Annotated in this window: 15 protein-coding genes, 9 tRNA genes and 1 pseudogene; 6 read left to right on the forward strand and 19 right to left on the reverse strand. The window is 64.8% G+C overall.

Features of this window, described 5'->3' with window-relative positions; genetic code table 11:
- The first annotated feature begins 17 nt into the window (after positions 1-17).
- On the forward strand, positions 18-1,067 hold the full coding sequence (locus tag ACCQ05_RS16095) for a glycosyltransferase family 9 protein (protein WP_228964162.1): 1,050 nt from the start codon (positions 18-20) through the stop codon (positions 1,065-1,067).
- A gap of 219 nt (positions 1,068-1,286) precedes the next feature.
- Here the strand turns inward: ACCQ05_RS16095 and ACCQ05_RS16100 are convergent, their stop codons facing one another.
- Positions 1,287-1,691, reverse strand: a complete 405-nt coding sequence (locus ACCQ05_RS16100) for a DUF6165 family protein (RefSeq protein WP_228964161.1) — start codon at positions 1,689-1,691, stop codon at positions 1,287-1,289.
- A gap of 164 nt (positions 1,692-1,855) precedes the next feature.
- Positions 1,856-1,946, reverse strand: a tRNA-Ser gene (locus ACCQ05_RS16105).
- 196 nt (positions 1,947-2,142) lie between these two features.
- Here ACCQ05_RS16105 and ACCQ05_RS16110 point away from each other — a divergent pair.
- The gene (locus tag ACCQ05_RS16110) at positions 2,143-2,847 is read left to right on the forward strand and encodes a PP2C family protein-serine/threonine phosphatase (RefSeq protein WP_372391512.1); all 705 of its coding nucleotides are present in this window, start codon (positions 2,143-2,145) and stop codon (positions 2,845-2,847) included.
- A gap of 163 nt (positions 2,848-3,010) precedes the next feature.
- On the opposite strand, the gene dnaQ is transcribed toward ACCQ05_RS16110, so the two are convergent.
- The 3 genes from dnaQ to ACCQ05_RS16125 are packed head-to-tail and all read right to left on the reverse strand — an operon-like array spanning position 3,011 to position 4,894.
- Positions 3,011-3,745 carry a DNA polymerase III subunit epsilon gene (gene dnaQ, locus ACCQ05_RS16115; RefSeq protein WP_372391514.1) on the reverse strand — a complete coding sequence of 245 codons (735 nt, stop codon included), beginning with the start codon at positions 3,743-3,745 and terminating at the stop codon, positions 3,011-3,013.
- 9 nt (positions 3,746-3,754) lie between these two features.
- Positions 3,755-4,207 carry a ribonuclease HI gene (gene rnhA / locus ACCQ05_RS16120; protein ID WP_029219283.1) on the reverse strand — a complete coding sequence of 151 codons (453 nt, stop codon included), beginning with the start codon at positions 4,205-4,207 and terminating at the stop codon, positions 3,755-3,757.
- Positions 4,208-4,237: 30 nt separating this feature from the next.
- Complete coding sequence (locus ACCQ05_RS16125; protein WP_104539791.1) at positions 4,238-4,894, reverse strand: hypothetical protein; 657 nt, start codon at positions 4,892-4,894, stop codon at positions 4,238-4,240.
- A 12-nt stretch (positions 4,895-4,906) separates the two neighbouring features.
- Between ACCQ05_RS16125 and gloB the strand changes: the two genes are divergently transcribed.
- Complete coding sequence (gloB, locus tag ACCQ05_RS16130; protein WP_372391516.1) at positions 4,907-5,674, forward strand: hydroxyacylglutathione hydrolase; 768 nt, start codon at positions 4,907-4,909, stop codon at positions 5,672-5,674.
- A complete protein-coding gene (locus ACCQ05_RS16135) occupies positions 5,671-6,852 on the forward strand; it encodes a lytic transglycosylase domain-containing protein (protein WP_228964157.1) in 1,182 nt (393 codons plus the stop codon). The genes gloB and ACCQ05_RS16135 overlap by 4 nt, the downstream gene beginning before the upstream one ends.
- A gap of 434 nt (positions 6,853-7,286) precedes the next feature.
- Here ACCQ05_RS16135 and ACCQ05_RS16140 read toward each other — a convergent pair whose 3' ends face one another.
- From ACCQ05_RS16140 to ACCQ05_RS16185, 10 genes are all read right to left on the reverse strand, one after another.
- A complete protein-coding gene (locus ACCQ05_RS16140; protein ID WP_372391519.1) occupies positions 7,287-9,257 on the reverse strand; it encodes a peptidyl-prolyl cis-trans isomerase in 1,971 nt (656 codons plus the stop codon).
- 275 nt (positions 9,258-9,532) lie between these two features.
- Positions 9,533-9,609 (reverse strand) — tRNA-Asp (locus ACCQ05_RS16145).
- A gap of 93 nt (positions 9,610-9,702) precedes the next feature.
- Positions 9,703-9,779, reverse strand: a tRNA-Asp gene (locus ACCQ05_RS16150).
- A 28-nt stretch (positions 9,780-9,807) separates the two neighbouring features.
- Positions 9,808-9,882 (reverse strand) — tRNA-Val (locus ACCQ05_RS16155).
- A gap of 11 nt (positions 9,883-9,893) precedes the next feature.
- Positions 9,894-10,166 carry a non-specific DNA-binding protein Hbs gene (hbs, locus tag ACCQ05_RS16160; protein ID WP_002806049.1) on the reverse strand — a complete coding sequence of 91 codons (273 nt, stop codon included), beginning with the start codon at positions 10,164-10,166 and terminating at the stop codon, positions 9,894-9,896.
- A gap of 214 nt (positions 10,167-10,380) precedes the next feature.
- Complete coding sequence (lon, locus tag ACCQ05_RS16165; protein WP_372391522.1) at positions 10,381-12,852, reverse strand: endopeptidase La; 2,472 nt, start codon at positions 12,850-12,852, stop codon at positions 10,381-10,383.
- A 144-nt stretch (positions 12,853-12,996) separates the two neighbouring features.
- Complete coding sequence (clpX, locus tag ACCQ05_RS16170) at positions 12,997-14,283, reverse strand: ATP-dependent Clp protease ATP-binding subunit ClpX (RefSeq protein ID WP_005920420.1); 1,287 nt, start codon at positions 14,281-14,283, stop codon at positions 12,997-12,999.
- Between the two features lie 125 nt (positions 14,284-14,408).
- Positions 14,409-15,035: an ATP-dependent Clp endopeptidase proteolytic subunit ClpP gene (clpP, locus tag ACCQ05_RS16175; RefSeq protein ID WP_002806026.1), complete on the reverse strand. Its 627-nt coding sequence runs from the start codon at positions 15,033-15,035 to the stop codon at positions 14,409-14,411.
- 92 nt (positions 15,036-15,127) lie between these two features.
- Positions 15,128-16,420, reverse strand: coding sequence for a trigger factor (gene tig / locus ACCQ05_RS16180; RefSeq protein WP_372391525.1), 1,293 nt, complete (start codon positions 16,418-16,420; stop codon positions 15,128-15,130).
- Between the two features lie 197 nt (positions 16,421-16,617).
- Positions 16,618-16,702 (reverse strand) — tRNA-Leu (locus tag ACCQ05_RS16185).
- 775 nt (positions 16,703-17,477) lie between these two features.
- On the opposite strand from ACCQ05_RS16185, the pseudogene ACCQ05_RS16190 reads away from it, so the two are divergent.
- A pseudogene (locus ACCQ05_RS16190) lies at positions 17,478-17,663 on the forward strand (alpha/beta hydrolase); the annotation flags it as partial.
- Positions 17,664-17,900: 237 nt separating this feature from the next.
- On the opposite strand, the gene ACCQ05_RS16195 reads toward ACCQ05_RS16190, so the two are convergent.
- The 4 genes from ACCQ05_RS16195 to ACCQ05_RS16210 form a co-directional block, all read right to left on the reverse strand.
- A tRNA-Lys gene (locus ACCQ05_RS16195) sits at positions 17,901-17,976 on the reverse strand.
- 91 nt (positions 17,977-18,067) lie between these two features.
- Positions 18,068-18,144: transfer RNA gene (locus tag ACCQ05_RS16200), tRNA-His, on the reverse strand.
- A gap of 32 nt (positions 18,145-18,176) precedes the next feature.
- Positions 18,177-18,253, reverse strand: a tRNA-Arg gene (locus ACCQ05_RS16205).
- A gap of 42 nt (positions 18,254-18,295) precedes the next feature.
- Positions 18,296-18,372, reverse strand: a tRNA-Pro gene (locus ACCQ05_RS16210).
- Between the two features lie 151 nt (positions 18,373-18,523).
- Here ACCQ05_RS16210 and ACCQ05_RS16215 point away from each other — a divergent pair.
- On the forward strand, positions 18,524-19,285 hold the full coding sequence (locus ACCQ05_RS16215; RefSeq protein WP_372391527.1) for a Bax inhibitor-1/YccA family protein: 762 nt from the start codon (positions 18,524-18,526) through the stop codon (positions 19,283-19,285).
- Positions 19,286-19,417 lie beyond the last annotated feature (132 nt).

Below are 19,417 nucleotides of genomic sequence, written 5' to 3' on the forward strand. Positions count from 1 at the left end.
TCGAGTCTAACAACACCATGGCTGTAACGCCTGCATCGCTGTGTCTGCTGCGCCTGTCCGCCCTGGGCGACGTCACCCATGTGGTGCCGCTGGTGCGCACGCTGCAGGCGGGCTTTCCGCAGACGGCGCTGCACTGGATCATCGACAAGGCCGGGCTGAAGTTGCTCGACGGCCTGCCCGGCGTGCATTTCCACGCCTACGACAAACGCAGTGGCGTGGCCGGCATGCGCGCACTGCGCCGGCAACTGGTGCCGCTGGGTCGCTTCGATGCCCTGCTGCAGATGCAGGTGGCGTTGCGCGCGAACGTGCTCTCGGCCTTCGTGCCGGCGCGCCGGCGCATCGGCTACGACCGCAGCCGCTCCAAGGACCTGCACGGCCTGTTCGTCAACGAACGCATCGCCGACCGCCCCGGTATCCACGTGCTGGACGCCATCGGCAGCTTCGCCGAACCGCTGGGCCTGCAGCAGACCCGGGTGCGCTGGGATCTGCCGGTGCCCGAGGATGCGCACGCCTGGGCGCAGGCGCAGTGGCAGGACGATGGTCGCCCGGTGTTGATGATCTCGCCCTGCTCCAGCCACGCACGACGCAACTGGTATCCGGATCGGCATGCCGCACTGGCCGATCATGCGGCCGCGCAGGGCTGGCGCGTGGTCCTGTGCGGGGGGCGTAGCGATCTGGAGCGCAGCACCGCCGACGCCATCGTCGCCAGTGCGCGCGCGCCGGTACTGGACCTGGTCGGCAAGGACACGCTCAAGCAGCTGCCCGCCCTGCTCGCCCGCGCCGATCTGGTGGTGACGCCGGATTCCGGGCCGATGCACATCGCCAATGCGATGGGCACCAAGGTGCTGGGACTGCATGCGGCCAGCAATCCGCGGCGCAGCGGCCCGTATTCGGACGTGCGCTATTGCGTGGACCGCTACGACGCGGCTGCGCGCAAGTTCCTGCACAAGCCGGCCGACCAGCTGCGCTGGGGCACCAAGATCGAGTTCGATGACGTGATGGCGCTGGTCACCGTCGAAGATGCGATTGCCGCCTTCGAACGCTACCGCGCCGATCATCCCCGCTAGGCGCCAGACCGCGCCTGTGAGCGCTCGGGCCGTCGGCCAGGCACTGCCGTCGGTTGCCACCTTTCACACCGGCACCATGCGCAGATGCCAGCGACCGGCCCCCGAATCACAGCCGCGGGCATCGCGCCGCGGCAGGCGCCGCCCCTCCCCACACGCACTCGCTGCATCCACGACAGTGCACGCCAACCGGACGGCGGCGCGACCGGTCGGACAAGGATCTCAGGCGGTGGGCGCGCGATAGTCCTGGTAGGACTTCTCTTCCACATACGAAGAGCCCAACGCCAGGTTGATCTGCTTCTTGATCCGCGCACGCTCGTCGTTCTCGATATACACGCTGCGCGCGAGCTGCACGAAGGTGTCGTCGAAGGTCTGGGCCTGCTCCTTGAGCCGGATGTCGTCCTCGATCACCCACAGCCGCTCGTTGACGGCCTTCAGTTCGGCGCGCAGCCGCACGATGTCGTGGCCGGCGGCCGGGTGCGCCATCCAGCTGTTCTCCAGCGCGGACAGCTCGTTGCGCACGTTGGCCAGCTTGGCCGCGTCGCTCATCCGCTCGGACTTGATCTGCAGGATCGCGATCTTGTCGAGCAGCTCACCAAAGGACACGGGCACCAGGATCTCGGACATGACAGGCCTCCAACGGGAATCGAGCGGATTGTAGTCATCGCCGCAGGCAGCGATGGACACACATAAACAAAAGCCCCCTTGCGGGGGCTGATGCGAGTCTGGCGACAGAAGGAAATACCGCCGGCGAAACCCGCGCGGCACTGGCACACCTGTTCGCCTCAATCTGGCGGAGAGGGGGGGATTCGAACCCCCGAGGCGCTATAAACGCCTGCCTGATTTCGAGTCAGGTACATTCAACCGCTCTGCCACCTCTCCAGATGGTCCCCAGTGTCCTGGGGCCGTGCATCATACGGGCACACGGCCCCGGCCACAAGCGGCCCGGGCCGGCGCCAGGTAGCGCCAGGACCGGCCGGGCGTGAACCGGTCCTGCGCCGTTCGCCGGCCGCGTGTTGCTGCTGGCCGGGCGGGCCGCGATGATGGTGGCGCATCTTCTCCCTGGCGACCCGGCCCCATGCTCGAATTCGGACACCTTACCCACGTTGGCCTGCGCCGTGACCTCAACGAGGACACCTACTACGGCGACAGCGAACTGGGGTTGTGGCTGGTGGCCGATGGCATGGGCGGGCACGCCTGCGGCGAGGTCGCCAGCGCACTGGCACGCGAAACCATCGTGCGCGAAGTGCGCGCCGGCACGCCGCTGGCACAGGCGATTCGCATCGCCGACGAGGAAATCATCAAGACTTCGCGCCGCTGCAACGACACCTTGCCGATGGGTACCACCGTGGTCGCCGCACGCGTGCTGGGCCAGCGCTTCGAAGTGGCCTGGGTCGGCGACAGCCGCGCGTATCTATGGCGCGACGGACGCCTGGCCCAGCTGAGCCAGGACCACAGTTATGTGCAGGAGCTCATCGCCCAGGGCACGCTCACCAGCGAGCAGGCGCGCGCGCACCCGCATCGCAACGTGGTGACCCAGGCGCTGGGCGTCACCGACCCGGCGCATCTCAACGTCGCCACCATGCAGGGCGAACTCAAATCCGGCATGCAGCTGCTGCTGTGCAGCGACGGACTGACCGAGGAGGTGGACGATGCCACGATCGCGGCAACGCTGTCGCAGGCCGACTGCAGTGCGCAGGAGTGCGTCGAGTGCCTGGTTGCCGCAGCACTGGATGGCGGCGGCTCGGACAACATCACCGCCATCCTGGTGCGTAGCTACTGAGGCGCGCCCCCATCCTGATACATAGCGACTGAGGCGCGCTTCGCGCTGCTGAAGCACTTCGACAGCCCATTTGCCTCTCGATCCGCGCCGTGCGCGTGTCGAGAGCGCAGGACTAGGCGGGCCTGACCACATCGCCCCCCACTCGCCTATTGCTTATCGTCGCCTAGCCGGCGGCCGCGGCCTCTTCGACCGGCGGATCCCACAGCGCACGCCCGGCCTTCTTGCGCAGCTGTGCCAGGCGCGCCTCGTGCGCCTGCGTCTCGGAGACAGTCACCGCCACGCGCGGGCGCGGCAACAGCAACGCCGGATCAAAGGTGATCGCATTGTCGCCATCGCTGGCATGCTGTCCGGCATCGGCGCTGGCGAAGCCAATTTCTTCCTGCCCGGAGGTCAGCGCGATGTACACATCGGCCAGGATCTGCGCATCGAGCAAGGCGCCATGCAACTGGCGGTGCGAATTGTCCACGCCCAGCCGCTTGCACAAGGCATCCAGCGAATTGCGCTGCCCCGGATAGCGTTCGCGCGCCATCATCAAGGTGTCGACCACGCTGGCGCGGTCGATGATGCGGCCGTAGCCGTCGCCCAACAGCGCCAGTTCGTTGTCGAGGAAGCCCAGGTCGAACGCGGCGTTGTGAATGATCAGCTCCGCGCCGTCGATATAGGCGAGAAATTCCTCCACCACATCGGCGAACAGCGGCTTGTCGGCCAGAAATTCCAGGGTCAGCCCGGTCACTTCCTGCGCGCCGGGCTCGAAGTCGCAATCGGGTTTCAGGTAACGATGGAAATTGTTGCCGCTAGGGCGCCGCTCCAGCAGCTCCACCGCACCGATTTCCACGACGCGATTGCCCTTGCGCCATTCCAGGCCGGTGGTTTCTGTATCGAGAATGATCTGACGCATTGAATCCTCTTACGCGGTTGCACTGCCACTGCGCTGGGCAATGGCCTGGTTGCGGGCGAGCACGTCGACGCGTTCGTTGTCCGGGTCGCCATTGTGGCCCTTCACCCAGCGCCAATCGATGCTGTGCCGTTGCGTGGCCGCATGCAGCCGCTCCCACAGTTCGCGGTTCTTGACCGGATCGCCGCCGGCCGTCTTCCAGCCACGCCGTACCCAGCCGGACATCCACTCGGTAATGCCCTGGCGGACGTATTGCGAGTCGGTATGCAGCACGATCTGGCACGGTTCGGTCAGCGTTTCCAGCGCCATGATCGCGGCCATCAGCTCCATGCGGTTGTTGGTGGACACCGCTTCGCCGCCGGCCAGTTCCTTCTCGCGGCCGTTGTAGCGCAACAGCGCCGCCCAACCGCCCGGACCGGGATTGCCGAGGCAGGAGCCGTCGGTATGCACTTCAATTGATTTCATCAGATTCCAGGATTGCAACGTTACTGAGGATCAGATCGTGGCCACCGGCTGCGGCCAGCGCGACGGCAGCGCAATCGGGGTCGGCGCGATCGGGGCGCAGGCGCGCTTTTCCACTTCAAGCAGATACACCGCGCGCCAGGGCGCGCGACCGGGATCGGGCGAGCCACGCCCGGCACGCCAGATCGGCCCGAGGTAGCGCTCGGTTTCGACACCTTGCAGGCCGGCGCGCTGCGCCAGCACCCGCCAGCGATCCGGGCGCAGCGCCACCGGGCCGCGGCGCGCCCAGTGGAAGCGGTAAGGGCTCAACGGATTGAGCGTGAACAGCCATAGCCGGCCACCCGGCATCAACAGGCGCTCGCACTCAGCCAGAAAATCCGCCGCCCCGCCAACCACGGCATGCTGCACCACGATGGCCTGCAGGCTCTCGGTCGGTAGCGGAAACGGCATCGCACACCGGGCATCGCCGGCAAACCGCCCGGCATTGCGAAACAGGCGCAGGCCGCGGCCCTGCAGGCCCTCGCGCGGCGGCAGATCGCCGCTGGGCGTGACCCACAGCCAGGGCTGGGATGGTCGCGCCTGCAGCGCCTCCAATGCCAGTCGGCGCTCCAGCTGCAGCAGGCTGCGCCCCGCCCCCGTATCAAACCAGGTCGAGACACCAGCTTGACGGGAGAATGGCGTGGCAGGCATGGTCCCAATTCTATGCGACTGATCGCCCTGCCCGCATTCGACGACAACTATATCTGGGCATTGGTCGCCGCCGATGGCCGCGCCATCGTGGTCGATCCCGGCCAGGCCGAGCCGGTGATCGCCGCCGCAGAACGCGGCGAGCTGGTCCCCAGCGCGGTGCTGCTGACCCACCACCACGCCGACCATATCGGTGGCGTAGCAGCGCTGCAGGCGCGTTGGCCGCAGCTGGAGCTGTTCGGCCCTGCCGACGAACGCATCCCTGCAACTGCCCGCCAGGTGGGACAGGGCGAGCGCTTGCGTCTGCTTGAAACCGCATTCGAAGTGCTGGAGGTTCCCGGCCACACCCGTAGCCATATCGCCTTCGTGACCGACCGCCACCTGTTCAGTGGTGATACCCTGTTCAGCCTAGGCTGTGGACGCATGTTCGAAGGTACCGCTCCGCAGATGTTCGACTCGTTGCAGCGCCTGGCCCGATTGCCCGGCGAAACGCTTGTGTGTTGCGGCCACGAATACACCCTGGCCAATGCGGCCTTTGCGCTGCACGTCGACCCCACCAACGCTGCCTTGCAGCGCCGTCAACAGGAAGCCCAGGCCATGCGTCAAGCAGCCCGTCCTACCCTGCCGATTTCGCTCAAGAGTGAACTGGCCACCAATCCGTTCTTACGTACCAGCCGCCCTGAAATCCGCTCCGCGGTCACACCACGCGCAGCCGGTGCAGTTTCCTCTGAAGTAGACGTTTTCGCCGAACTTCGGCGCTGGAAAGACGAATTTCGCGCATGAGGCGCCTGGTTTTTGCAGTGCTGGCCGCCTGCGCGGCCACCGCGCCAGCGGCCGCCTCATCCACCGATGCCAGTCGCCCGACGTCGGCCGAGAGCATCTCCCCCTCGACCAGCGCACCCAGCATGCGCAACGGGCGCGAGATCTTTTCGTCGTTTCTGGAAGGCCGCGCCGACCCCGGCTGCGACAGTGAGCATAGCGACACCCGCTGGGAACAGCATTTCTCGCGCGCCCCCGCGCGCCTTGCCGACGACGCACAGGACGTCCTGCCGTTGTTCGGCTATGTCGTCGACGAGTTGCGTGCCGCCGACATGCCCACCGAATTTGCGCTGATCCCGTTCGTCGAGAGTGGCTACCGCCCCGGCGCGCGCAACGGCAGCGGCCCGGCCGGACTCTGGCAATTCATCGCCACCACCGCCCGCAACCACCATGTTCCGGTCGGCGCGCAGTACGACGGCCGCCTGTCGGCGGTGGATTCCACCACCGCGGCGGTGCGCTATCTCAAGACCCTGTACGGCATGTTCGGCGGCGACTGGCGCCTGGCACTGATGGCCTACAACGCCGGCGAGTACCGGGTGTTGCAGGCGATGCGCAGCGCCGGGATGAATGCCCAGAACGCGCGTCCGGCGGAACTGCCCGGCATGTCCAGGGTCACCTACGACTATGTCGAAAAACTGCACGCGCTGGCCTGCGTCCTCGATCATGCGCAGCAGCAGGGCAGTCTGTTGACGTCCCTGGACCGCCAGGTCCCGGTCCTCACCGAACATGCGCTGCCTGCCGGTACCAGCCTCAACACCTGGGCCGGGCAACGCGCGATCGAACCGCAGCTGCTGGCCCGCCTCAATCCGGCCGTGGCAAGCGCCCGTGCCGCGCCCAAGGGGGTGCATGTGCTTGCGCCCATCGCCCCGGCGCAGCCAGGATCCAGCACGGCGGTTGCCGCCGCCCAGACAGCTGCTGCCGACCCGCAGACCAGCGCCGCCACAGCGGCGGTCGCCAGCGTTGCGGTCGCCAAGCCATCCCGCGCCCCCGCCAGAACCCACACCGTCCGCAATGGCGAATCGGCCTGGGCCATTGCACGCCGCTACGGCATCACGGTCGCCACGCTGCTCGCCAGTAATGGCCTGGACAAGCGCGCCGTCCTCAAGCCCGGCATGGTGCTGTCGTTCAACGATACGCCCTGACGTCCGCACAGGTCGTCGCACCCGATCGTTCCCGGTGGCCCAGCGCCTCACCGCACATGCCCATCGCACCGCCCCGGCTTGCATATCTTCCGTAGGAGCGTGGCCCTGGCCGCGATGGGCTTTACAGATAGAGCCCTCACGGCCAGGACCGTTCCTACGACGGCATCGCGGTCGAGGTGGTCAGTCAATCGCGCCAGGCCGCCCTGCCCGGCACAGGTTTGCCGGCCGGAAGAGCGCCCGCAGTCGTGCCGCCCCGACGGGGTATACCCTTTGCCGCGTGCGCCCTTTCGAATTCGTGAGCGCCGGGCTGTCATGCGTCGATTCGTCCAGACCGCGCAGCCCATCAGCGCGCCCCGTGCCATGGACCAGCAGTTCAGGCAAAGAAAAAGCCCGGTTGCCCGGGCTCGTTCCTGACAGCAATCGTCAGCGCGGCGTTACAGCTGCGCTTCCTCGATCTGGATCTTGTAACGCTTGCGCATTTCCTTGACGTAGGCCTGCGCGGCGTTGTTTCCGTCGATCTGGCTCAGCTGCTCGCGCAGCATGGTCTGCTGTTCGGCCGGCATCTGCTTTAGGTCGCCCGGCGTCGCCTTGCTGATGACGAACACCGCAAAGCGCCCGCCGTCCAGCTCCACCTTGCCGACCGAAGGCTTACCCTCGCTTGGGCGAGGAGCGCTGAAAATTGCGCGGTTCGCGGCTGGCGTGGGGATCGGCGCGGTGCGCGGCAGCCCCGGGATCGGCTGCAGCTGCAGCTTCTCGCTCTCCGCCAGCGCCTGCAGGGTTTCGCCCTTCTGCACGCGGGCCAGCAGGGCGCCTGCAGCGGCGGCAGCAGCCTTCTCGGTGCGATCCGCATGCACGGCGGCAATCACCTTGTCGCGCACCTTGTCCAACGGCAACGCCTGTTCGGCGGTGTGGTTGGTCACGCGCAACACCACGCTGTGGTTGGGCGCGATGGTGATCGGATCGCTCACCATCCCGTCCTGCACCAGCGTTTCGGAAAATGCCGAGCGCAGTACCGCCGGATTGGCGGCAATGCCGCTGGCAGTGGTGCGCGAGAACGGGCCCAGGGCCTGTACCGGCAAACCGACCTGCTTTGCGGCCGGCTCCAAGGCGGTGGGGTTCTTGTAGATCTGATCCACCAGCTTGCCGCTGACATCGGCAAATGCCTTGTCGGCATCGGCCTTGAGCTGCTCGGCCGCGAGCTGGTCGCGGACCTGCTCGAACGACTTGCCCTGCCCGCCCTTGACCTCGCGCAGCTGGATCACGTGATAACCGAATTCGCTCTTGATCGGCCCGACCACCTCGCCCGCCTTCATCGAAAACAGCGCGTCTTCGAACGGCTTGACCATCGTGCCCTTCTCGACCCAGCCCAGATCGCCACCGGCATCCTTGGAGCCAGGATCCTGCGAGTTGGCCTTGGCCAACGCGGCGAAGTCGGCGCCCGGCTGCTTGGCATCGGCGGCCAGCTTGGCGGCCTTCGCCTCTGCTGCCTTCTGCGCAGCAGCATCGCTGCCGGCAGTGATCAGGATGTGCGATGCCAGACGCTGATCCGGCTCGACAAAGCGCGCCTTCTCTTCTTCGTAGCGCTTGCGCAGCGTGGCTTCATCGGCCGCCGTGGCCGGCGGCATCGTGGCGGCGTTGAGCTCCACGTATTCGATGCTTACCGTCTCCGGCTGACGGAAATCCTGCGTGTGTGCGTCATACCACTGCTTGATCTGCGCATCGCTGACCGGGGCAGTGTCGGCCGCGGGCGCCGGCAACATCGCCAGCTCCACGTCACGGGTTTCGCCCATCAGCTTGAGCAGGCGCTCGAATTCGGTCTTGGTCGCAAAACCCGATTCGGCCACGGCCTGCGGAATCACCGACTGCTGCAGGCTGTCGCGTACCAAGGCATCGAACTGCGCAGGGGTGCGCGGCGGAGTGCCCTGCGCCAGGGCGGCGCGGTACTGATCCGGACTGAACTTGCCATCGACCTGGAACGCCTGGATGTTGGCGATGTAGTCGCGCACCGTCGCATCGCCGATCACGATCCCGGCATCTTCCGCGCCCAACCGCACGACTTGCTCATCCACCAGCTGGTCGAGCACCTGCAGCTTGTTCTCGCGGGATTCGAACGCGCGCGGATCGAAATTCTCGCCCTGGCGCTGACGTTCCTGCATGCGCGCCTGTTCGAAACGCGCGCGGAAATCCTGCGTGCTGATTTCATGGTGCTGCCACAGCAGCGAGACCGGCCACCACGTCGGCGCAGACTTCCACCATGTCGGTGGCGCCTGCACCTTGGCCACGTTATTGGCGCCAATGCCGCCCAGGTAGCTGTTGTCGATGACGAACAGGAACGGAATCATCAGCAACCCCAGGATGGCGGTAGCGACCCAGCCTGACGTCTTGTCGCGAAGTTTCTGCAGCATTGGCAAATCACGGCCTGTGGGCGAGCCGCGCAGTGTAACCCGCCTGACGCCACGCACCCAGCCCGGGGCCGGTCACTCCGGGCCCGCAGTACAAAAACGGCCGATCTGGAGTGATGCAGGCGCATTCGGCGCATCGAGACGGACGCGCGCCCACCGCATGGTCGAGCGATGCCACCGCCGATTTCCACATGCGGCGCTGCACACCGTCTGGCTTGGAGCGCTGCCCGAAGGCCAAAAAAAAGCCCCCGGCACAAGGCCAGGGGCTTTGGTGTAACTGGCGGAGCGGACGGGACTCGAACCCGCGACCTCCGGCGTGACAGGCCAGCATTCTAACCAGCTGAACTACCGCTCCGCTTTAAACTTGGACATCTGCCCCACGACATTCGCAGCACGAATGTCGTGGAGAAAGCGAAGCCCCCAATCGCTCAGGGGCTTTGCGTGTAACTGGCGGAGCGGACGGGACTCGAACCCGCGACCTCCGGCGTGACAGGCCAGCATTCTAACCAGCTGAACTACCGCTCCGCGCTTGAAACTTTTGCCTGGTGCTTAGTGGTGGGTGCTGAGGGTTTCGAACCCCCGACCCTCTCCGTGTAAGGGAGACGCTCTACCGCTGAGCTAAGCACCCTAGCGAGTCGATTAGTTTACTGCATCCTTCAGGGCTTTACCAGCCTTGAATGCAGGATTCTTCGAAGCGGCGATCTTGATGCTGTCGCCCGTCTTCGGATTGCGGCCGGTACGCTCGGCGCGCTCGCGGACCTGGAAGGTGCCGAAGCCAACGAGGGTGACGGCGTCGCCCTTCTTCAGCGCCTTGGTGATTTCGCTCACAACCGCGTCGACAGCACGGCCAGCTTCAGCCTTGGAGATGTCAGCGGCAGCGGCAACGCCATCGATCAATTCGGTTTTATTCATTCTTGAAACTCCCTTTGCGGCAGATGCCGCGGAATCGACAATCGGCGCTCTTGCCGTTAGCGAAGAACCCGACACAAGTGGTATCGCGTGACGCATCACATTTTGCCGCGCCCACGAGTCGTGCATTTATACCAGCGCCCCCAACAGCACGCAAGCCAAAACCCAATAACGACGCGGGTTTTGGCTTGTTTCGGGACGTCTTAGACAGCGCACGTTAGTGCTTGACGCGGGCTCCCGGAGTGGTGCGCGACTTGCCGCGGACAGCCACGCGCGAAGCGGTCTTGCGCGCCTTTTCCTTGCCGACCTTCTTGGGCGCCAGCGGGCGCTCCAGCGCCAGATCCAGCACTTCGTCGATCCACTTCACCGGTACGATCTTCAGGTCGCGGGTGACGTTGGCAGGAATGTCGGCCAGGTCCTTGCGGTTCTCATCCGGGATCAGCACCGTGCGGATACCGCCACGTAGCGCAGCCAGCAACTTTTCCTTCAACCCACCGATGGCCGACACGCGGCCGCGCAAGGTGATTTCGCCAGTCATCGCCACATCGGCCCGGATCGGCACGCGGGTCAGGATCGACACCAGCGAGGTCACCATCGCGATACCTGCGCTGGGGCCATCCTTCGGCGTAGCGCCGTCGGGAACGTGCACGTGCACGTCCTGCTTCTGCAGGAAATCCACGTCGATGCCCAAGCGCTCGGCACGCGAGCGCACCACCGACAGCGCCGCCGATGCGGATTCCTTCATGACGTTGCCGAGCTGGCCGGTGAGGATCAGGTTGCCCTTGCCCGGCACCAGCGTGGATTCGATCTGCAGCAATTCGCCACCGACCTCGGTCCAGGCCAGACCGGTCACCAGGCCGATCTCGTTTTCTTCTTCGGCGCGCCCGAAGTCGAAGCGACGCACACCGAGATACTTGTCGAGATTCTTCGAGCCCACCGTCACCAGCGCCTTCGGCTTGCCCTTCTTGGCGACCGTCTTCTTGGCGGCCGGCTGCGGGCCGGCCAGCGCGATTTCCTTCACCACCTTGCGGCAGATCTTGGCGATTTCGCGCTCCAGATTACGCACACCCGATTCGCGCGTGTAGTAGCGCACGACGTCCTGGATGGCGTCGCCGCCGATCTCGATCTCTTCGGGCTTCAAGCCATTGGCCTTGATCTGCTTGGGCACCAGATAACGCATGGCGATGTTGAGCTTTTCGTCCTCGGTATAGCCGGGGATGCGAATGACCTCCATGCGATCCAGCAGCGGGCCGGGGATGTTGAGCGAGTTGGACGTGGCGACGAACATCACCTCCGACAGGTCCAGATCCACTTCCAGATAGTGATCGTTGAAGGAGTTGTTCTGCTCGGGGTCGAGCACCTCCAGCAGCGCCGACGACGGGTCGCCACGGAAGTCCATCGACATCTTGTCGATTTCGTCCAGCAGGAACAGCGGATTCTTGCTGCCGACCTTGTTGAGGTTCTGCACCAGGCGGCCGGGCATGGAACCGACATAGGTCCGACGATGGCCGCGGATCTCGGCCTCGTCGCGGATGCCGCCCAGGCTCATGCGCACGAACTTGCGATTGGTGGCCTTGGCGATCGACTGCCCGAGCGAGGTCTTGCCCACGCCCGGCGGCCCGACCAGGCACAGGATCGGCCCCTTCATCAGCTTCACGCGTGACTGCACCGCCAGGTATTCGAGGATGCGTTCCTTGACTTTGTCCAGGCCGTAGTGATCGGCGTCCAGGGTGTCCTCGGCCACCTTCAGATCCTTGCGGACCTTGGTGCGCTTCTTCCACGGCACGCCCAGCAACCAGTCCAGATAGTTGCGCACCACCGCCGCCTCAGCGGACATCGGCGACATCTGCTTGAGCTTGTTGAGCTCGGCCTTGGCCTTGGTTTCCACCGGCTTGGGCATGCCCGCCTCGGCGATCTTGCGGGCCAACTCCTCCAGTTCGCCCGGCGCGTCGTCCAGGTCGCCCAGCTCCTTCTGGATCGCCTTCATCTGCTCGTTGAGGTAGTACTCGCGCTGGCTCTTTTCCATCTGCGACTTCACGCGGCCACGGATGCGCTTTTCCAGCTGCTGCACGTCGATTTCGCCGTCCACCAGCCCGACCAGCAACTCCAGCCGCTCGCCGATGTCGGTGATCTCCAGCAGACGCTGCTTGTCGGCCAGGCGCACGCCGATATGCGCGGCAATGGTGTCGGCCAGGCGACCCGGCTCGTCGATACCGGCCAGGGTCTGGAGCAGTTCGGGCGGCAGCTTGCGGTTGGTCTTGACGTATTGCTCGAACAGCGACATCAACGAGCGCGCGATCGCCTCCACTTCGCGCGTCTCGCGCGCATCGCTGGCTTCCACCTCGATGCCCTGGCCCTGCAACGCGCCGTCCAGCTCGACCACCTTGTCGACGGTAACGCGCGACAGGCCTTCGACCAGCACCTTGATGGTGCCGTCGGGAAGCTTGAGCAGCTGCAGCACCTGCGCCAGGGTGCCGACGGTATACAGATCGGCCGCCGCAGGGTCGTCGGTTTCGGCCGACTTCTGCGCCACCAGCAGGATGCGCTTGTCCGCCTCCATGGCCTTTTCCAGCGCGCGCATCGACTTGTCACGGCCGACGAACAGCGGGATCACCATGTGCGGAAACACCACCACGTCGCGCAGCGGCAACACCGGCAGATCGAGAACTTCTGGTTGGGACTGGGCCATGGGGCGCTCCGCAGGAATGGGAATTCAAGGCGTTAAAAAAGCCGATGGCCCCGTTATGGGGCCATCGGCTGGACGTTGCAAGTAGCGCTCGGAAACCCTTTAGCCGCCAGCGAGGACACCGCCTGGCTGGCCGGCTGGCGGGGCTCAGTCCCCGGACGCGGCCTTGGCCGGTGCCGGTTGCGCCTGGTAGATCAGATACGGCTCGGACTTGTGCTCGATCACCGACTCGTCCACCACCACCTTGCTGACATTTTCCTGCGACGGCAGCTCGTACATGGTGTCCAGCAGCACCGATTCGACGATGGTACGCAGGCCGCGGGCGCCGGTCTTGCGCTTGAGCGCCTTCTTGGCAATCGCCGACAGCGCATCAGGGCGGAACTCCAGCTCCACGCCTTCCATGTCGAACAGCTTCCTGAACTGCTTGGTGATGGCGTTCTTGGGCTCGGTCAGGATCTTGATCAGCGCCGGCTCGTCCAGCTCCTCCAGCGTGGCGACCACCGGCAGGCGACCGACGAATTCCGGAATCAGGCCGAACTTGATCAGATCTTCCGGCTCGACCTCGGCCAGGATCTTGCCCACTTCCTGCTTGCGCTCGCTGCTCTTGACCTTGGCACCGAAGCCGATACCGCCGGCATCGTTGGACCGCTGCTGGATCACCTTGTCCAGCCCGGCGAACGCGCCGCCGCAAATGAACAGGATGTTCTTGGTGTCCACCTGCAGGAATTCCTGCTGCGGATGCTTGCGGCCGCCCTGCGGCGGTACCGACGCCACCGTGCCTTCGATCAGCTTCAGCAGCGCCTGCTGAACGCCTTCGCCGGACACATCGCGGGTGATCGACGGGTTCTCGCTCTTGCGCGAGATCTTGTCGATTTCATCGATGTAGACGATGCCCTGCTGCGCCTTCTCGACGTCGTAGTCGCACTTCTGCAGCAGCTTCTGGATGATGTTTTCCACGTCCTCGCCAACATAGCCGGCTTCGGTCAGCGTGGTGGCATCGGCGATGGTGAACGGCACATTGAGCAGGCGCGCCAGCGTTTCGGCCAGCAAGGTCTTGCCCGAACCAGTCGGACCGACCAGCAGGATATTGGACTTCGCCAGCTCGACGTCGTCGTTCTTGCTGCGGCTCTCGATGCGCTTGTAGTGGTTGTACACGGCCACCGCGAGCGTGCGCTTGGCACGCAGCTGCCCGATCACGTACTGGTCCAGGACCTCGAGGATCTCGCGCGGCTTGGGCAGGCTGGACCGCGCCGACTGCGCCTTCTCTTCGAGCTCCTCACGGATGATGTCGTTGCACAACTCAACGCACTCATCGCAGATGAATACGCTGGGACCGGCAATCAGCTTGCGGACCTCATGCTGACTCTTACCGCAGAACGAGCAGTAGAGAATCTTGTTGCTGTCGCCGGAACGACCTTGGCGGTCTTCGCTCATGCTTCTGTTACCCAGTTACCCCACCCGATGCACGGGGGTTCGATTTCGAGAATAGCACAGGGCCGGGAGGACATTCGCCCTGCCCGACCCTGCCGGATTTTCCTGCAATTTCAGCGACCTGGCGATCAAGACGGCTGGATCGACTCTTCCGGACGACGCTCCAGCACCTGATCGACCAGGCCATAGGCCTGGGCGTCGACGGCACTCTTGAAGTTGTCGCGCTCGGTGTCGCGTGCGATGGTCTCCAGCGACTGGCCGGTATGCTTGGCGAGGATCTCGTTCAGACGCGAACGCAGGGTCAGGATCTCGCGGGCGTGGATGTCGATGTCCGTCGCCTGGCCCTGGAAGCCGCCCAGCGGCTGGTGGATCATCACGCGTGAATTCGGCAGCGCATAGCGCTTGCCCGCCGCACCCGAGGCCAGCAGCAGCGCGCCCATGGAGGCCGCCTGGCCGACGCAGATGGTGCTCACGTCCGGCTTGATGTACTGCATGGTGTCGTAGATCGCCATGCCGGCGGTGACCACGCCGCCTGGCGAATTGATGTAGATGCTGATGTCCTTCTCCGGATTGTCCGCTTCCAGGAACAGCAGCTGGGCCACGATCACGTTGGCCATATGGTCGTCGATGGGACCGACCAGGAAGATCAGACGCTCCTTCAGCAGACGCGAGTAGATGTCGTACGCACGCTCGCCACGGCTGGTCTGTTCGACCACCATCGGCACCAGGTTCAGGGCTTTGGTCACAATGCTCATCAGTCTTCCTGTTGTGGCAGCGGCCTGTGCCGCTGCCCGTGTTCGATATCCGCGCCCCGACGACCGCAGGGCGCGGTTCTCTTGCTACCGCCTCAGACCCGGATGGCGTCCTGGAACGACAGCGACTGCTCGGTGTGCTGGGCGCGCTCGGCGATCCAGTCGATCACCTGCTCTTCCATCACACGGCTCTGCAGCCCACCCATCAACTGGGGATCGTTGCGGTACATCTCAATGACCTGCTCGGGCTCTTCGTAGGTCGAGGCGATCAGACGCAGCGTTTCGCTGACGCGCTTGGATTCCAGGCGCAGCTCGTTGCGACGGGCCACTTCGCCCACCAGCAGGCCGACCAGCACACGCTTGGCGGCGGCGTCCATGAAACTCTGGTAGGCGTCGTCCGGCACCTGGCCCGGATCGCGGCCACTGCGGCGCACCTGCTCGACCTGCTGGGCCAGCATCGAACGCGCTTCGTTCTCGACCAGGCGCGGCGGCATTTCGACATGCGCGTAGGCGGCGATCAGCTGCTCGCCCACTTCGCGGCGCAGGCGGTTCATCAGCGCGCCCTTGAGCTCGCGCTCCAGGTTGGTGCGGATGTCGGCGCGGAACTGCTCGGCATCGCCACTCTTCACCCCGAAGCTCTTGATGAACTCCTTGTCCACCGCCGGCAACACCGGTTCGGACACTTCGACCGCCTTGACGTGCACCTGCACGGTCTTGCCGGCCAACTGCGGCACGCGCCATTCGGCCGGGAAATCCACGCTCAGGGTTTTTTCTTCACCCTTGGACAGCCCTTCCAGCCCCTTTTCGATCTGGTCGAACATCACGCCCGAGCCCAACACGCTGCTGCCGGTCTCCACGCCTTCGGCGGGCAGACGCTCGTCGCCGGCCTGCGACCAGGTCTCCAGCGCCACCAGGTCGCCGACCTGCGCGCCGCGCGCGACCGGGTTCCAAGTACGGCGTTGCAGGCGCAGGTTCTCGATCATCTGGTCGATGTCGGCATCGGTCACTTCGGCGGTGTGACGCACCACCGACAGCTTACTCACATCGATGTCGCCGAAATCCGGCACCACTTCGAAGGTGGCGACGAAATCGAAGTCGCTTTCGCCCTGGTCGATGCGCGGGTTGCCGGCCAGGCGCAACGAGTGCTCACGCACCGCCGAATCGAAGGTCTCACGCAGCAGGCCTTCCATCGCTTCGGCACGCACCTGCTGCCCGAAACGCTGCTCGATCACCTTCGGCGGCACCTTGCCCGGACGGAAGCCCTTGATGCGCGTGGTCCGCGCAAGCTCGCGTAGGCGGCCACCGACATGCGTCTCCAGGCGCTCCTGCGGCAGGGTGAAGGTCAGGCGGCGTTCCAGATTGCCGGTGGATTCGATCGAAGCTTGCATGTTGACTCCTGCCACCGACAGCGCATGGCGTCGGCACGAGATGGAAGATGCGGGTTGACGGATGGCGAGAAAGCCGCCGAGCCTTGTAGTTTCGCCGATAACGGCGGCCGCTGCCAGCGGGGCGGGCGCCCCAGAGGGCAAAAAGCGAGGGTATGACAGGCGCTGTAGCGGCCGGAGTGCTCACGGCCGCACTGCAGTGGTGCGAAAGGGGGGACTCGAACCCCCACGCCTTGCGGCGTCAGAACCTAAATCTGGTGCGTCTACCAATTCCGCCACTTTCGCAATGCCGCAGGCACCCAACTATTGTTACAGGGACGCCGACAAAGAAAAAGCACCACTGCCTTCCGGGGCCCGGCTGCGCTACTCTGCGGAGCCTGGCGCTTCCTCGCGCCGCTGCTTACGGCGAACCCGGCACTGGAACCCGGTGAACGGTTCATTGTCGAGCCCGCATCAGGCGGTACCCGCAGATCGCGGCCTTGCCGCGGGACTGCCCCGGAGACATCGACCTCGAAGAGCGGATCATGTCAGTCAACGCCGATGGCTTGACACCTACCCTTGTCGCCCGCCACCAGGAGATGCTGGCGCACGCGCAAGCATGGCCTACCGACCGCATCGCACACCCAGCGCGCTCTGCAAGAGCGCACCGAAGGCGATCTAGACGTCGTGGGCGCAGCGCGGGGCGTTGCGGAAAAGAACGCCGATAGGCGCAAAGGGGCGATGTGGCCCGACAACTCCTGGCCTGCGTCGTTCACGAATGCGCTGCGACGTGCTGGACCAGAAGATAGCGCCCCACCGCCACCATCGGATGAATCGACGTCTGCGATGGTGTGCGGGACGTTCGCGCGGGGAGTGTGCGCTTCGTTGCTGCCGAATGCCGCCCCGATCTACAGGCACATAGTCTGCCCACCTGCACAGCCAGGCTTCGCCAACACCCATCTACTGGCTATTGCCGCGCAATCCACCGTCACGCGCGCCTTGATCCACGCGCCTTGCGGATTGCCTGCAGCCAACACCTTCAAGCGTCTCACCACTCCCCCACACGGCCGCATTCACCGCCGCTACCGTCCCGTTGAAGAACGCAACCACGGCCATCGCCGCCTTCAAACGTCGCGGCAGCACGCAGGTGTCGGTGGTGGATGTGGGAAGCGGCAATCCTGCCGACAACGATGCCCTGGCACATCTGGCCAGCAAGGAAAGCTGCATGATCGCCGTGCGCCAGCAGTTGCTGGACAAGCAGCGCTAAGAGGACCGACGACACCAAAGACGGCGCGCAGGATGTTGCCGCCGTCTGCAGGAGTGCGGGCCACAGAAGATCTGTAGCTCCATTGCGCAGCTGAGAGGACGCCGCCAGTGTCTGGCGCAAGACGCGCCCCACTTGCACTGGCAACAGAAGAACGCACTGGTCACGACTGCTTCGCCGGAAACACACATCAGCACAAAGAAAAACAGCCACTCAACTTGCGTTGAGTGGCTGCCTGTCTGGTGGGCCGTCAAGGATTCGAACCTTGGACCTATTGATTAAGAGTCAACTGCTCTACCAACTGAGCTAACGGCCCTGAAACTGGTCGCACATTGTATGCGCGTTTTTGCTTCGTTGCAACACCCGCGACGCATCGGGGCAAACTTTCCTGCAATCGCCTGTTTCAGTGGGGTGGCTGAGGGGACTCGAACCCCCGACATCTGGAATCACAATCCAGTACTCTAACCAGCTGAGCTACAGCCACCACTGAAAACCTGCTTCCTACCGTACCGCCGATGGCGCGCCCGACAGGACTCGAACCTGTAACCGCCGGCTTAGAAGGCCGGTGCTCTATCCGGTTGAGCTACGGGCGCCCGGACCGAACTTCGCATTCCCACGCCGCAAGGAGCTCGGAATGGTCGGGGTAGAGGGATTCGAACCCCCGACATCCTGCTCCCAAAGCAGGCGCGCTACCAGACTGCGCTATACCCCGGCGGGACCTTTCAATCCCGAAGGCTGGAAAGGTCGGCTATTTTGGGAATGATTGGCCTCGCTGTCAATCACCCTGTGTAAATTGGGAGATCACGTATCCTCCCACTATCGCTCGCCGGCAAGGCGGGCACCCTTTCATATGGAGAACGCGCATGCGTAGCGGTAACCCGGCTCTTCGGGAATCCACTTTCCTCGACCTCGGCTCCGGCTCGGTGGTCACCCGCGACGGCCAGGCGATGACCCTCAATGGCACCGTCAACAAGACCGGGCTGCTGTTGTTGATGGCGGTGGTCACCGCCGCGTTTGCGTGGTCGCAATCGATCGGCGCCGACGGCACACCGCTGCCGGCGGCACGCCTGTACATGATCGCCGGCGCGATCGGCGGGCTGGTGTTCGCAATCACGACCTGCTTCAAGCCGACCTGGTCGCCGGTCACCGCGCCGCTGTACGCACTGGTGGAAGGCCTCTTCCTGGGCTCGATCTCGGCGGTCTACGAGGCGCGTTTCGACGGCATCGTGTTCCAGGCGGTCCTGCTGACCTTCGGCACCATGTTCGCGCTGTTGTTCGCGTATCGCAGCGGATTGATCAAGGCTACCGAGAACTTCAAGCTCGGCGTCGTCGCAGCCACCGGCGGCATCGCACTGGTGTACCTGGCGACCATCGTGCTGGGCATGTTCGGCGTGCGCATTCCCTTCATCCACGACTCGGGCCTGATCGGTATTGGCTTCAGCCTGTTCGTGGTGGTGGTGGCTGCGCTGAACCTGGTACTGGACTTCGACTTCATCGAAAGCGGGGTCGCGCAGGGCGCGCCCAAGCACATGGAGTGGTATGGCGCGTTCGGCCTGATGGTCACGCTGGTGTGGCTGTACATCGAGTTCCTGCGCTTGCTGTCGAAGCTGCAGTCGCGGAATTGAGCTGGGAGTCGGGAATCGGGATTGGGGAATCGTAAAAGCGGTTTTCTGCAGTCGATGAGCGGATGCGGCTTCTCAGCAACTTCCGAGCAAAACAAAAGGCGCCTAGGCGCCTTTTGTTTTTGTGCATTCGAC

Source organism: Xanthomonas sp. NCPPB 3582 (assembly GCF_041475735.2).
GTDB classification, from domain to species: domain Bacteria; phylum Pseudomonadota; class Gammaproteobacteria; order Xanthomonadales; family Xanthomonadaceae; genus Xanthomonas; species Xanthomonas codiaei.